This is a genomic window from Massilia sp. DD77, from assembly GCF_036961685.1.
GTDB lineage: Bacteria > Pseudomonadota > Gammaproteobacteria > Burkholderiales > Burkholderiaceae_D > Telluria.
In genome coordinates, this window is sequence record NZ_JBAMDH010000047.1 from 1 (window position 1) to 13,408 (window position 13,408).

Genomic DNA, 13,408 nt, shown 5'->3' on the forward strand with positions numbered 1-13,408 from the left:
TGATCTTGCCGCCAGCTACCACCGCGTCGGCGGCGACGCCGGCTGCGCGCCCCGGCCGACCCTACGCCTTGTTTCGAGCGATTCGGCCCGCAGATATCCCCGCCAGCGCCCCGGAAACCGGGCTTTCTGCCTCGAAATCCGGTAAAATGCCGGGTCGGAAAGCTTCTGCCCATGTGAGAACTGCTTTTCCCGCTTTCGATCAGGCGCTCGCCTGGGGACCGAACCGGCCCCGACGCGGCGCTTTTTTCCTATTCCGCTGCTTGATGCAGCGCCCGGATGCCGGCCTTGTGCGGCCCTTTTGGTTTTGAGCTTTGTTAATGAACAACATACGTAACTTTTCCATCATCGCCCACATCGACCACGGCAAATCGACCCTGGCGGACCGCATCATCCAGCTGTGCGGCGGCCTGTCGGAGCGCGAGATGGACGCGCAGGTGCTCGACTCGATGGACCTGGAACGCGAGCGCGGCATCACCATCAAGGCCCAGACCGCGGCGCTGCAGTACAAGGCGCGCGACGGCCAGACCTATAACCTGAACCTGATCGACACCCCCGGCCACGTCGACTTCAGCTATGAAGTCTCGCGCTCGCTGTCGGCCTGCGAAGGCGCGCTGCTGGTGGTCGACGCGAGCCAGGGCGTGGAAGCCCAGACCGTGGCCAACTGCTACACCGCGCTCGACCTGGGCGTGGAAGTGGTGCCGATCCTGAACAAGATCGACCTGCCGCACGCCGATCCGGACAACGCCAAGAAGGAAATCGAGGACGTGATCGGCATCGACGCGTCCGACGCCACCACCTGCTCGGCCAAGACCGGCCTGGGCGTGGAAGACGTGCTCGAGACCCTGATCGCCAAGGTGCCGCCGCCCAAGGGCGACCCGGAGGCGCCGCTGCAGGCCCTGATCGTCGACTCCTGGTACGACCCCTATGTCGGCGTCGTGATGCTGGTGCGCGTGGTCAACGGCACCCTGCGTCCGAAGGACAAGATCCTCCTGATGGCGACCGGTTCCGTGAACCTGGTCGAGAACATCGGCGTGTTCACCCCGCGCTCGGTCTCGCTGCCGGAACTGTCGGCCGGCCAGGTGGGCTTCATCATCGCCGGCATCAAGGAGCTGACCGCCGCCAAGGTGGGCGACACCGTGACCCTGGCCAACAAGCCGGCGCCGGCGCCGCTGCCGGGCTTCAAGGAAGTCCAGCCCCAGGTCTTCGCCGGCCTGTTCCCGGTCGAGGCCAACCAGTACGACGCCCTGCGCGACTCGCTCGAAAAGCTGAAGCTGAACGACGCCGCCCTGATGTACGAGCCTGAAGTCTCGCAGGCGCTGGGCTTCGGCTTCCGCTGCGGCTTCCTGGGCCTGCTGCACATGGAAATTGTGCAGGAACGCCTCGAGCGCGAATTCGACATGGACCTGATCACGACCGCCCCGACCGTGGTCTACGAGGTCGAGATGCGCGACGGCTCGATCGTCCGCGTCGACAACCCGTCCAAGATGCCGGAGCCGTCCAAGATCAACGAAGTGCGCGAGCCCATCGTCGACGTCAACCTGTACATGCCCCAGGAATACGTGGGCTCGGTGATGACCCTGTGTAACGGCAAGCGCGGCGTGCAGATGGACATGGCCTACCACGGCCGCCAGGTCAAGCTGCACTACGAGATCCCGATGGCCGAGATCGTGCTGGACTTCTTCGACCGCCTGAAGTCGACCTCGCGCGGCTATGCCTCGATGGACTACGAGTTCAAGGAAAACCGCGCCGCCGACGTCGTCAAGGTCGACATGCTGATCAACAGCGAGAAGGTCGACGCGCTGGCGATCATCGTGCACCGCGCCAACGCGCCTTATCGCGGCCGCCAGGTCGCCGCCAAGATGCGCGAACTGATCCCGCGCCAGATGTTCGACGTGGCGATCCAGGCCGCGATCGGCGCCACCATCATCTCGCGCGAGAACGTCAAGGCGCTGCGCAAGAACGTGCTGGCCAAGTGCTACGGCGGCGACGTCAGCCGCAAGAAGAAGCTGCTCGAAAAGCAGAAGGCCGGTAAGAAACGCATGAAGCAGGTCGGTTCCGTGGAGATTCCGCAGGAAGCCTTCCTGGCCATCCTCCAGGTGGAAGAAAAATAATGAACCTGCAACCCATCCTGGGCAACTTTGCCCTGATCCTGTTCGTCGCGATGGTCATCACGGGCATTATCTGGTGCCTGGATGTGTTCTACCTGGCCAAGCAGCGCCGCCGCAAGGCCGACGCCGCCCTGGCCGAATACGATGCCCGCACCGCCAAGCTGGTGGCGGACGGCATCAAGGTCGACAGCAACGGCAGCCGCCATGCGATCGAGCAGGGCATCCTGCGCCAGCCGACCTGGATCGAGTACTCGGGCAGCTTCTTCCCGGTGATCGCCCTGGTCTTCGTGCTGCGCTCTTTCCTGTGGGAGCCGTTCAAGATCCCGTCCTCGTCGATGGTGCCGACCCTGCTGGTGGGCGACTTCATCCTGGTGAACAAGTACACCTATGGCATCCGCCTGCCGATCATTAATAAAAAGATCATCCAGATCAATGATCCCCAGCGTGGCGATGTGATGGTGTTCAAGTACCCGAAGGACATGAGCCAGGATTACATCAAACGCGTCGTTGGCGTCCCGGGTGATAAAATCACCTACGAGAACAAGCGCTTGACGGTGAACGGCAAGCCGGTCGAGTACACGCCGCTGGACGACTACCTGGACGACCAGCACCCGGTCTACCACAAGCAGCTGGTGGAAAAGCTCCCGGGCAAGGACGGCGAGACCGCACACCGCATCCTGAACACCGAAAACCGGCCCACGCTCGATCTCGGCAATGTCGAGAACTTCCCGCATCGCGCAGCATGTGACTATTCCTACGATAAATTTACCTGTATCGTACCGGAAGGCAACTATTTGATGTTGGGCGATAACCGAGACAACAGCCAGGACAGCCGCTACTGGGGCTTCGTTCCGGACAAGAACATCGTTGGCAAGGCGATCGTCGTTTGGATGAACTTCAGCCAGCCGAGCCGGGTTGGCGGCATCCGTTGACGCGGGGAGCAAACATGCAGTTTAGCAAGGTAAGCAGCAAGCAGTATTTCGTAGGGGCCGAGCGGGGCGTATCCCTGACCGGCCTGATCGCCGTGCTGGTCGTGCTCGGCATCGCGGCGGTGTTCGCCCTCAAGCTGATTCCGGCTTATCTTGAATACAACGCGGTCAAGGACGCCATCGTCAAGGCCAAGGAAGCGGGCGGCACGGTGCGCGAGATGCAGGCGGCCTTCGACCGTAACGCCGGCATCAACGACGTGGACGCCGTGCGCGGTCGCGACCTGGTGATCACGCGCGACGGCGGCGAGCCGGAAGTCAGCTTCGCCTACGAGAAGCGGGTGCCGCTGGCGGGCAACGTCAGCCTTGTGATCGACTTCGCCGGCACCACCGACCCGAGCGGCGTGGCGGCGGCCGCCGACACCGATCAGTAAAACACGAAAGGACCCGGCACAGGCCGGGCGAGAGACGGCATCGACAATGAATCTTCAGTTATTGCAAACACGCTTGGGGTATACGTTTCGGGATGCCGGGCTGCTGCAGCAAGCCCTGACCCACCGTAGCCACAGCAGTTTGCATAACGAGCGCCTGGAATTCCTGGGCGACTCGATCCTGAACTGCGTCGTGGCCTCGATCCTGTACGAACGCTTCACCAAGCTTGACGAAGGCGACCTGTCGCGCTTGCGCGCCAACCTCGTCAAGCAGCAGGCGCTGTTCGAGATCGCCCAGAAGCTGGAACTGTCGCAGTTCCTGCGCCTGGGCGAGGGCGAGCTCAAGTCGGGAGGCTTCCGCCGTCCCTCGATCCTGGCCGACACCCTGGAAGCCCTGCTTGGCGCGATCTTCCTCGACACCGGCTTCGACGCCGCGCGCGACGTGATCCGCGCCTTCTACATCCCGATGCTGGAGACGGTCGATCCGTCCACCCTGGGCAAGGATGCCAAGACCCTGCTGCAGGAGTTCCTGCAGAGCAAAAAGATCTCGCTGCCGACCTATAACGTGGTGGCTACCCACGGCGCCGCCCACAGCCAGGAATTCGAAGTCGAATGCCTGGTGCCCAAGCTGAATATCCAGGTCTTCGGCCGCGGCGGCAGCCGCCGCGCCGGCGAGCAGGCCGCCGCCCGACTCGCCCTCGAAGTCGCCCAGCAAGCCTTGAACAAGCCGTCCGGCGGCCGCAAGACCAAACCCCGCGCCGCCCAGCTCAAGCTGGCGGGCATCGCCACCGTCCAGGGCGATGCGCCGGCCCAGGCGGCGGCGCCAGCAGAACAACCAGGAACCACCTCATGAGCAGCACCCAAGAAGCTTTCCGCTGTGGCTATATCGCCATCGTCGGCCGTCCCAACGTCGGCAAGTCGACCCTGATGAACGTGCTGATCGGCGCCAAGGTGTCGATCACCTCGCGCAAGGCCCAGACCACGCGCCACCGCATCACCGGCATCCAGACCCGCGACGACGCCCAGTACATCTACGTCGACACCCCGGGCTTCCAGACCCGCCACGCCAACGCCCTGAACAAGACGCTCAACAAGACCGTCTCGAACACGCTGACTTCGTCCGACGTGATCCTGTTCCTGGTCGAAGCGGGCACCTTCGGCCCGGCCGACGAGCAGGTGCTGAACCTGCTGCCCAAGAACGTGCCGGTGGTCCTGGTGATCAACAAGTCCGACCGCGTCAAGGACAAGGCCGTGCTGATGCCCTTCGCGCAAAAGATCGCCGCGCTGCGCGACTTCGCGGCCGTGGTGCCGGTCTCGGCCAAGCTGCGCTTCCAGGTCGATGCCCTGGAAGCCGAGATCAAGCGCCACCTGCCTGAGAATGAACCGATCTTCGGGCCGGACGACATCACCGACCGCAGCGAGAAATTCCTGGCCGCCGAGATCGTGCGCGAAAAGGTGTTCCGCCTGCTGGGCGACGAGCTTCCCTATACCAGCACGGTCCTGATCGAGCAGTTCGAGCAGGAGGGCAACCTGCGCCGCATCTTTGCCGCCATCCTGGTCGAGCGCGACACGCACAAGTCCATGATCATCGGTAACAAGGGCGCCCGCCTGAAGGAAATCTCGACCCAGTCGCGCCTGGACATGGAAAAGCTGTTCGGCGGCCCCGTGTACCTGGAAATCTGGGTCAAGGTCAAGTCCGGCTGGGCCGACAACGAAGCGGGCCTGCGCGCCTACGGCTACGAGTAAGCGCCGCAGGGGGACCGCCACGCACCCATGCCCACCAACGACGACCTCGACGACGCGCACGAACTGATGGCGCCGCCCGCGGCGGACGCGCCTGCGCCCGCGGGGCAGCCGGCAGCACAGTCCGCAGCACAGTCCGCCCTGCAGCCGGACCGGCGCATCAAGCCGCGCACTCCGGTGCGCGAGGGCAGGGTGGTGGGCCAGCCCGGCTTCGTGCTGCACAGCTATCCCTACAAGGAAACCAGCCTCATCGTCGACATGTTCACGCGCGACCATGGCCGCGTGGGCCTGGTCGCCAAGGGCGCCAAGCGTCCGCTGTCGAAGCTGCGCGGCGTCCTGCAGACCTTCCAGCCGCTCTCGGTCTCCTTCAGCGGCAAGTCCGAGCTGCGCACCCTGATCGACGCCGAATGGGTGGGCGGCATGCTGCCCCTGGAAAAAACCGCGCTGCTGTGCGGTTTCTACCTGAACGAACTGCTGGTCAAGCTGCTGGCGCGCGACGACAAGCATCCGGCCCTGTTCGATCACTACGTCTCGACCCTGAACCAGCTGGCCCACGGCGAACCCGCGCAAATCGTCTTGCGAAAGTTCGAAAGGGCCTTACTTAAGGAAACAGGCGTTGCCGCCGACCTGGGCCGCTGCACCACCACGCGCGCGCCGGTCGAGCCGGGCGGCAGCTATGTGGTGGATCCGGAACGCGGCCCGCGCGCCGCCCTCGCCGGCGACGTCTGGCCCGTGGTGAGCGGCAAATGCCTGCTCGACCTGGAGCGCGACGACTATGCCGATCCGGCCACCCAGGCGCAAAGCAAGCAGCTGATGCGCTTCCTGCTGGCGCACCACCTGGGCGGGCAACCGCTCAACACGCGCCAGATCTTGATCGATTTGATGCAGTTATAGACAACCCTTAGCCAACACTATGAGCTTCCTGCACCCCGCCGGCCCGGTGATCGACCTGGGCGTGAACATCGACCACATCGCCACCGTGCGCAACGCCCGCGGCACCGTGTATCCGGACCCGATCCGCGCCGCGCTGCTGGCCGAGCAGGCGGGCGCCGACCTGATCACCCTGCACCTGCGCGAAGACCGCCGCCACATCAAGGACGCCGACGTGCTGGCCCTGCGCCCGCAGCTGGCCACCCGCATGAACCTGGAAGCGGCGGTGACGCGCGAGATGATCGACTTCGCCTGCCAGGTGAAGCCGCAGGACGTCTGCCTGGTGCCGGAACGGCGCGAGGAAGTCACCACCGAGGGCGGCCTGGACGTGGTGCGCCACTACAAGGAAGTCGAAGCAGCGGTCCGGCAGCTCAAGGCCGAAGGCATCCGCGTATCGCTGTTCATCGACGCCGACGAACAGCAGATCGAAGCCTCGCGCGCGGTGGGCGCGACCGTGATCGAGCTGCACACCGGCCGTTATGCCGAGGCGGAAGGCGAGGAAGCCCTGCGCGAACTGGAACGCATCGAGGCCGGCGTGCACGCCGGCGTGACGCGCGGCCTGCGCGTGAACGCGGGCCACGGCCTGCATTACACCAACGTGCAGCCGGTGGCCGCGATCCGCGACATCCACGAGCTGAACATCGGCCACGCGATCGTCGCCCACGCCTTGTTCGCGGGCTGGGAGAGCGCGGTGCGCGAGATGAAGGCGATCATGGTCGCCGCGCGCCTCGGTGTTCAATATGCGGGCAAAGCGGGAGCCTGATGTGATCTACGGCATCGGCACCGACATCGTCCAGATCTCGCGTGTCGAGGCCGCCCTCGCACGCAGCGGCCCGCGCTTCGCCGAGAAGATCCTCGGCCCGCAGGAGCTGGAAAAATACCACGCGCGCAGCGCCAAGAACGCCGTGCGCGGCCTGCGCTTCCTGGCCACCCGGTTCTCGGCCAAGGAAGCCTTCTCGAAAGCCATCGGCCTGGGCATGCGCATGCCCATGACCTGGCGCTCGATGCAGATGCTGAACGCCCCGAGCGGCAAGCCGACGATCGTCTGCAGCGGCGCCCTGGAAGAATTCATGCGCGCCAACCGCCTCAGCGCCCAGGTCTCGATCAGCGACGAAGCCGACTACGGGGTCGCCTTCGTGATCGTGACCCAGGCCCCAACCGAGTAGAACGCCAGTGACCAAGGAAGTACAGCCACCAGTCCCGCCGGAGCAGCCGGCGCCATCCAACGAAGTGGCGGAAGCGCCGGTCGCCTATGCGGCCGCCTCGGGCGCAGCCATGCCGGCTGTCCCGGCCAAACCGGCACGCGCGGGCAAGGGCAAGGCCAAGGAGGCGTCCGCGCCGCGCGTGCGTCCCGACGCCTGGCAGGCGCGCAAGGAGGAAATGGCGGCGACCATCAGCAAGGACAGCGAGGAGGGCGTGCAGCCCAGCGTCACCGCGCGCGAGCAGGTGCTGGCGACGGTCGCCAAGCTGCCCGACCTGCCGGGCGTCTACCGCTACCTGGACGCCAACCAGGGGGTGCTCTACGTCGGCAAGGCGCGCAACCTCAAGAAACGGGTGTCGAGCTACTTCCAGAAGACCCTGTCGAGTCCGCGCATCGCGATGATGGTGGCGCAGATCGCGAACCTCGAAACCACGGTGACCAGCAGCGAGGCCGAGGCCCTGATCCTGGAAAACAACCTGATCAAGAGTCTCAAGCCGCGCTACAACATCCTGTTCCGCGACGATAAATCCTACCCCTACATCAAGATCTCCAGCGGCGATGCGCCGCGCATGTCCTACTACCGCGGATCGCTGGACAAGAAGAACCAGTATTTCGGGCCTTTCCCGAGCGGCTGGGCGGCCAAGGAATCGATGCAGCTGCTGCAGAAGGTGTTCATGCTGCGGACCTGCGAGGACAGCGTCTACAGCAACCGCACGCGTCCCTGCCTGCTGCACCAGATCGGCCGCTGCAGCGCGCCCTGCGTCAATCTCATCGCGCCCGACGACTACAAGCGCGACGTCGACAACGCCGCGCGCTTCCTGCGCGGTCGCCAGACCGAGGTGCTGCAGGACCTGGAGCAGAAAATGCAGGGCTTCGCCATGGAGCTCAAGTTCGAGAAGGCGGCCGCGATCCGCAACCAGATCCAGGCCTTGTCGAAGGTGCTGCACGCCCAGAGCATGGAGACCACCGGCGACGCCGACGTCGACGTGATCGCCGTGACCGTGCAGGGCGGCCGCGCCTGCGTCAACCTGGCGATGGTGCGCGGCGGGCGCCACCTGGGCGACCGCGCCTACTTCCCGACCCACGTCGGCGAGTCGCTCGGGGAATGCCCGATCGAGGTCGAGGTGCTGTGCGCCTTCCTGGCCCAGCACTACGCGGGCCAGTTCATCCCGGGCACCCTGGTCCTGAACATCGAGTTCGACCAGCCGGAGCTGATCATGGCCCTGGCCGAGCAATGTGGCCACCGCATCAACCTGGTGTTCCAGCCCCAGGGCCAGCGCCGCCAGTGGCTGGAGATGGCGTGTAAAGGCGCCGAGATCGCGCTGGCGCGGCTGCTGTCGGAGCAAGGCTCGCAGCAGGCGCGCACCACCGCCCTGGCCGACGTGCTCGAGCTGGACAACGAAGACCTGGAAGCCCTGCGCATCGAATGCTTCGACATCAGCCACACGGCGGGCGAAGCGACCCAGGCCTCGTGCGTGGTGTTCCACCACCACCAGATGCAGAACGGCGAATACCGCCGCTTCAACATCAACGGTATCACGCCGGGCGACGACTACGCCGCGATGCGCCAGGTGCTCACGCGCCGCTATGAGCGGGTGGCCAACGGCGAGGGCGTGATGCCCGACATCGTGCTGGTGGACGGCGGCAAGGGCCAGGTCGAGATGGCGCGCCAGGTGTTCGAGGAGCTCGGCCTGGACATCTCGATGATCGTCGGCGTGGCGAAAGGGGAGGGCCGCCGCGTGGGCCTGGAAACCCTGATCTTCGCCGACGGCCGCGCGCCCAAGGAGCTGGGCAAGGAATCGGCCGCGCTGATGCTGGTGGCCATGATCCGCGACGAGGCGCACCGCTTCGCCATCACCGGCATGCGCGCCAAGCGCGCCAAGGCCCGCCAGGCCTCGCGCCTGGAAGAGATCGAAGGCATCGGCGCCAAGCGCCGCCAGAAGCTGCTGGCGCGCTTCGGCGGCCTGCGCGGGGTGATCGACGCCAGCGTGGAGGACCTGATGACGGTGGAGGGCATTTCGAGCACGCTGGCGGAGGAGATTTACCGGCAGCTGCATTGATGTCGGGGACCGGGGCGTATGCCCCGGTTTTTGTTTGTCGGCTGCGCGACTAACTTGGGTCCCCCGCCTGCGCGGGGAGTCATTGCCGCCAGCGGCGGGAATGACGGTTTCTAAGCTGTGGGCATGTACTACGTCCGTAGTCCGCTGCGTTCAAACGTCATCCCCGCGCAGGCGGGGACCCAAGTTTGCCAGCCCACCCACCCCGCATCCATCCACCCCATACAGACGAGCTACCTAGTCCAACAAGCAATACCCATGTAGACTAGCGGCGCAAGCATTTTCCACGGTAATCAGTTCTCATATGCCTTTCAACATCCCGATCCTCCTGACCTGGTTACGCGTCGCGCTCATTCCCCTGGTTGTCGGTGTCTACTACCTGCCCACCCACTGGCTGCCGCTGGCCGACCGCAACCTGGCCTCGACCCTGGTGTTCATCGTGGCCGCCATCACCGACTGGTTCGACGGCTACCTGGCGCGCCGCTGGAACCAGACCTCGGCCTTCGGCGCCTTCCTCGACCCGGTGGCCGACAAGCTGATGGTGGCCGGCGCGCTGCTGGTGCTGGTCCAGCTCGACCGGGTCAACGCCATCATCGCCTTCATCATCATCGGCCGCGAGATCACCATCTCGGCCCTGCGCGAATGGATGGCCGAGATCGGCGCCCGCAAGTCGGTGGCCGTCAGCTCGCTCGGCAAGATCAAGACCGCCGCCCAGATGACCGCCATCCCGATGCTGCTGTTCCACGACCGCCTGCTCGACACGCTCGACACCCACTACTGGGGCGAGTACCTGCTGTGGATCGCGGGCGTGCTGACGGTCTGGTCGATGCTGTACTACCTGCGCCGCGCCTGGCCCCTGATCAAGGAAAAAGCCGGGACCATGTAATTTGTTCCGTGGCATCCTTGACGTACAGAATAGAATCTCTATAATGCCTGCCTGTTGCGACAACATCGCAGTAGACGAAAGACAAAGCGGGAGTAGCTCAGTTGGTAGAGCGCAACCTTGCCAAGGTTGAGGTCGAGAGTTCGAGACTCTTCTCCCGCTCCAGATTGCAGAAGGCAGCAATCTTGAAAAAATGTCAAAAGTTTGCGATAATCGATGTCTTGTACGCGGGAGTAGCTCAGTTGGTAGAGCGCAACCTTGCCAAGGTTGAGGTCGAGAGTTCGAGACTCTTCTCCCGCTCCAGTTCACGCTGGCGCGGCAATACAGTAAGACTCCAATGCGGGAGTAGCTCAGTTGGTAGAGCGCAACCTTGCCAAGGTTGAGGTCGAGAGTTCGAGACTCTTCTCCCGCTCCAAAGGTTTTACAAAAATACGTTGTACTCCTAAGCGGGAGTAGCTCAGTTGGTAGAGCGCAACCTTGCCAAGGTTGAGGTCGAGAGTTCGAGACTCTTCTCCCGCTCCAGAATTCCGAGAAGACTTTTCCTTCTCCTGTTGATGCGGCACATAACCGGCCGGCTCAGCAGATCTACACTATCTTCTGGCGAGGTAGCAAAGCGGTTATGCAGCGGCCTGCAAAGCCGTCTAGACGGGTTCGACTCCCGTCCTCGCCTCCAGTTATCCTTTACCCGCGCATCGGGTATTGATCCAAATCAGAAGTGAAAATTGCCGGCTATGCCGGCAATTCTTTTTACTCAGTCCTCCTCCCTGACACGCATCTTTCTTCGGGCTTCGGCCGCTGCATTTTTCTGGTCACGCGTCGCCTCGCTCCTGGTCATGGCCACGCTCCGATGTGGCTCTCGGCGCCAGCCAGGCGCCCGCAACGAAGCACGCCAGCGTGGCATCAGCGATGGTGAGCGACGTCTCCAGGCATGCGCATCCACACCAGCGTGTCGGTAAGCGGCCGTTGCATGAAGCCGGCCGAGCGCGCGTACTTGACCATGATCGATTGTCGCGAGCAGTGGCAGCGCGCCTGGCCGCATCGAAGCGGCTGGGCCGATGTCGTCATCGACGATACCAAGGCCGATCCGTTTCCGAGATCATGCGCCTGACCGGCGGGCGCGGGGTGGGCATCGCCATCGAGGCGCTCGGCACACAGCAGACGTTCGAGCGCTGCCTGCGCGCGCTGAAGCCCGGTGGCACGCTCTCCAGCCTTGGCGTCTATTCAGGAAAGTTCAGTTTGCCGCTTGATGCGTTCGCGGCTGGCCTGGGCGACCACCGTATCGTCACGACCCTGTGCCCGGGTGGCAAAGAGCGAATGCGCCGGCTGATGAACGTGGTCGCATCGGGACGGGGCGACCTGGAACCCATGGTGACCCATCGCTTCAAGCTGGATGATATCGAACAGGCCTACGACCTGTTTGCGCACCAGCGCGACGCCGTGTTGAACCTCGCGATCACAATGTAAGCCCGTGCCCGGCCGATGCAGTAACCCCCCCATCAAACAAGGCGGCCATGAGGGTACGGACCCTGATCAAGCTGCGGCGATGTCGACGTACTGCGGAATCGTTGCCGGCCTCAATCACTCCCCATGGAACTCTTCGGCGCCGGCAAACAGGCTCCACGCGGCGATGAACAGCGCTGCGATCACGGGCCCGATCACGAAGCCGTTCAATCCAAATAGCGCCATGCCGCCGATCGTGGACAGCAGCACGAGGTAGTCCGGCAATTTGGTGTCCTTGCCCACCAGGAAGGGGCGGAGCAGATTGTCCACCAGTCCGATGACCAGCACGCCGTACAGTGCCAGGACCGCGCCTTGCCAGACCGCCCCCGAGAACAGGAAATAGGCTGCTACGGGACCCCAGATGAGGGCGGCGCCGATGGCCGGCAGTAGCGAGAGGAAACTCATCACAACGGCCCACAGCACAGGCGCGGGAACGTCGAGGAACCAGAAAATCAGGCCACCCAGCGCGCCCTGGGCCATCGCCACCAGGACGTTGCCCTTCACCGTGGCCCGGATCACGGTCACGAATTTGTCGAACAAGGGCTTCTTGTAGTGTGAACTCAGGGGTACGGCGCGCTTGATGCGTGCCGTGATCGTACGACCGTCGCGGAACAGAAAGAACAGCAGGTAGAGCATCACGGCCATGCTGACGAGGAAGTTCAGGGCGTTGCGGCCGACGTTGACCGCATAGCGGGCCGCCAGCTGGCTGGCCTGGGCGACGCCGGCGGTCAGCTTGTCGCGCAGCGTATCCATGATGGTCGACTCGTAGCGTTCCAGCAGGGATGCCAGCCATCCCGGCAGACCCCCCACTGTGCGCCGCAGCAAGCCATCGAAGTCGAGCTGGCCGGTGCTGACCATGGCGTAGAGGCCAAGTGCCTGGTCGACCAGGGCTGCTGCAATCAGCGTCACCGGAAGGATCACCATTAGGACGATCAGGATCAGGGTCGCGAGAGCCGCCGCATTGGGCCGCTCTCCAAAGGCCGCCAGCAGCCGCTCGTGCAGAGGGCCGAACACGATCGCGAGAACAACGCCCCAGAACACTGCTCCCGAGAATGGCAGCAGGATCCAGAAGAAGGCGACGGTTACGAGCCCCAGCAGGAGCAGGAAGGAGTGTTGCGTCAGGGTGAACTGTTTCATCGGGACGGTGAAGGACTGGCTATCCGGCCGATCATAACTCAATAACATCGCGGAACCCGGCAGCGCCCGATGGGCTGGCGAACGCCACACCGGGAGCGTGTTCCTTTCGTTGCGGCCGCTGCCCGATGCGCGGCGCGCTTCCGACCTCGTCCCGGCCACGGCCATGGAAGGCCGTCCCGCAGCGCACTTTGCCGCCATCGTGGTCGACCAGGGCAAGCCCGATGTGGCGGTGACGGGTCAGCTGCCGGCCAGCGCGGCCAATTTATTTGTCGCGCTGGCCGCCCGAGCCATAAGGGTGCGTGCTCACCGGACGCGCATCTGGAAATGCATTTCGGAACCGCGTGGTATTGCAGCCATTCGCGCCGATCCATGCATGCGCCTCAGCAACCCGTTCGAATTTCTCAAAGCAGTACACCACGCCCTCTAGCGTGATTTCATTCGTGAATTCCATTCTTCTCTCTTCCGTGCCGGCGGGCACTGCCATAGAACGGG

At 64.2% G+C, this 13,408-nt stretch carries 13 protein-coding genes, 5 tRNA genes and 1 pseudogene; 18 read left to right on the forward strand and 1 reads right to left on the reverse strand.

All coding sequences use genetic code 11. The features are described from left to right. Nucleotides 1-317: 317 nt before the first annotated feature. The 17 genes and pseudogenes from lepA to V7778_RS22300 form a co-directional block, all read left to right on the forward strand. Complete coding sequence (gene lepA / locus V7778_RS22220; protein WP_335559276.1) at nt 318-2,111, forward strand: translation elongation factor 4; 1,794 nt, start codon at nt 318-320, stop codon at nt 2,109-2,111. Continuing rightward, nucleotides 2,111-3,040, forward strand: a complete 930-nt coding sequence (gene lepB / locus V7778_RS22225) for a signal peptidase I (RefSeq protein ID WP_335559279.1) — start codon at nt 2,111-2,113, stop codon at nt 3,038-3,040. The genes lepA and lepB overlap by 1 nt, the downstream gene beginning before the upstream one ends. A gap of 14 nt (nt 3,041-3,054) precedes the next feature. Beyond that, nucleotides 3,055-3,468 (forward strand): DUF4845 domain-containing protein, encoded by a 414-nt coding sequence (locus V7778_RS22230; RefSeq protein WP_335559281.1) that lies wholly within the window; start codon nt 3,055-3,057, stop codon nt 3,466-3,468. Between the two features lie 73 nt (nt 3,469-3,541). Further along, on the forward strand, nt 3,542-4,318 hold the full coding sequence (gene rnc, locus V7778_RS22235; protein ID WP_335559282.1) for a ribonuclease III: 777 nt from the start codon (nt 3,542-3,544) through the stop codon (nt 4,316-4,318). Then, entirely contained in the window at nt 4,315-5,211 is an 897-nt protein-coding gene (gene era, locus V7778_RS22240; RefSeq protein ID WP_335559284.1) for a GTPase Era, read from the forward strand. The genes rnc and era overlap by 4 nt, the downstream gene beginning before the upstream one ends. A 27-nt stretch (nt 5,212-5,238) precedes the next feature. Then, nucleotides 5,239-6,102 (forward strand): DNA repair protein RecO, encoded by an 864-nt coding sequence (gene recO, locus V7778_RS22245; protein ID WP_335559286.1) that lies wholly within the window; start codon nt 5,239-5,241, stop codon nt 6,100-6,102. A gap of 19 nt (nt 6,103-6,121) precedes the next feature. Then, a complete protein-coding gene (locus tag V7778_RS22250; RefSeq protein ID WP_335559288.1) occupies nt 6,122-6,901 on the forward strand; it encodes a pyridoxine 5'-phosphate synthase in 780 nt (259 codons plus the stop codon). Nucleotide 6,902: 1 nt separating this feature from the next. Further along, nucleotides 6,903-7,304, forward strand: a complete 402-nt coding sequence (gene acpS / locus V7778_RS22255) for a holo-ACP synthase (RefSeq protein ID WP_335559290.1) — start codon at nt 6,903-6,905, stop codon at nt 7,302-7,304. 214 nt (nt 7,305-7,518) lie between these two features. Then, nucleotides 7,519-9,399, forward strand: a complete 1,881-nt coding sequence (uvrC, locus tag V7778_RS22260) for an excinuclease ABC subunit UvrC (protein WP_335559321.1) — start codon at nt 7,519-7,521, stop codon at nt 9,397-9,399. Between the two features lie 301 nt (nt 9,400-9,700). Then, complete coding sequence (pgsA, locus tag V7778_RS22265; RefSeq protein WP_335559293.1) at nt 9,701-10,282, forward strand: CDP-diacylglycerol--glycerol-3-phosphate 3-phosphatidyltransferase; 582 nt, start codon at nt 9,701-9,703, stop codon at nt 10,280-10,282. 86 nt (nt 10,283-10,368) lie between these two features. Continuing rightward, nucleotides 10,369-10,444, forward strand: a tRNA-Gly gene (locus tag V7778_RS22270). A gap of 62 nt (nt 10,445-10,506) precedes the next feature. Continuing rightward, a tRNA-Gly gene (locus V7778_RS22275) sits at nt 10,507-10,582 on the forward strand. 36 nt (nt 10,583-10,618) lie between these two features. Further along, nucleotides 10,619-10,694, forward strand: a tRNA-Gly gene (locus V7778_RS22280). A gap of 31 nt (nt 10,695-10,725) precedes the next feature. Then, nucleotides 10,726-10,801, forward strand: a tRNA-Gly gene (locus V7778_RS22285). Nucleotides 10,802-10,878: 77 nt separating this feature from the next. Further along, nucleotides 10,879-10,952 (forward strand) — tRNA-Cys (locus V7778_RS22290). A gap of 255 nt (nt 10,953-11,207) precedes the next feature. After that, the gene (locus V7778_RS22295; RefSeq protein ID WP_335559324.1) at nt 11,208-11,387 is read left to right on the forward strand and encodes a hypothetical protein; all 180 of its coding nucleotides are present in this window, start codon (nt 11,208-11,210) and stop codon (nt 11,385-11,387) included. After that, nucleotides 11,306-11,743, forward strand: a pseudogene (locus V7778_RS22300) (zinc-binding dehydrogenase); the annotation flags it as partial. The gene V7778_RS22295 and the pseudogene V7778_RS22300, both read left to right, overlap by 82 nt. A gap of 114 nt (nt 11,744-11,857) precedes the next feature. On the opposite strand, the gene V7778_RS22305 reads toward V7778_RS22300, so the two are convergent. After that, the gene (locus V7778_RS22305) at nt 11,858-12,916 is read right to left on the reverse strand and encodes an AI-2E family transporter (RefSeq protein WP_335559295.1); all 1,059 of its coding nucleotides are present in this window, start codon (nt 12,914-12,916) and stop codon (nt 11,858-11,860) included. Between the two features lie 163 nt (nt 12,917-13,079). Between V7778_RS22305 and V7778_RS22310 the strand changes: the two genes are divergently transcribed. Continuing rightward, nucleotides 13,080-13,343, forward strand: coding sequence for a hypothetical protein (locus V7778_RS22310; protein ID WP_335559297.1), 264 nt, complete (start codon nt 13,080-13,082; stop codon nt 13,341-13,343). Nucleotides 13,344-13,408 lie beyond the last annotated feature (65 nt).